Source organism: Providencia sp. CIM-Carb-044, assembly GCF_033901115.1.
Taxonomy (GTDB): Bacteria; Pseudomonadota; Gammaproteobacteria; order Enterobacterales; family Enterobacteriaceae; genus Providencia; species Providencia hangzhouensis.
On record NZ_JAXADV010000095.1, the window covers coordinates 1 to 257 of the forward strand.

Here is a 257-nt window from a genome sequence, read left to right on the forward strand (position 1 = left end):
CAACATATGGGGATCATTGAAATTATGGACTATGTTCATCAAAAAACGGGTTACTTAGATGCATTTAAAAATATCGCCATCAAAAAAGAAAAACACTAAGGCCAAAGAGGGCGATTTACTCGCTTGCATATTTGGAAATGGCTCAAACTATGGTGTTCATCATATGTCATCAATATCAGATAGAGCCATCGGTGTGCTTAGAGCCGTCAATGATGGTTATATTAGGCCTGAAACAACGAGTGAAGCTAATGATATGA

Annotated in this window: 1 protein-coding gene; it reads left to right on the forward strand. The window is 37.4% G+C overall.

All coding sequences use genetic code 11. The features are described 5' to 3' along the window. Positions 1 to 58: 58 nt before the first annotated feature. The coding region (locus SJ312_RS23440) for a Tn3 family transposase (RefSeq protein WP_319868434.1) at positions 59 to 257 on the forward strand (199 nt) is incomplete at its 3' end.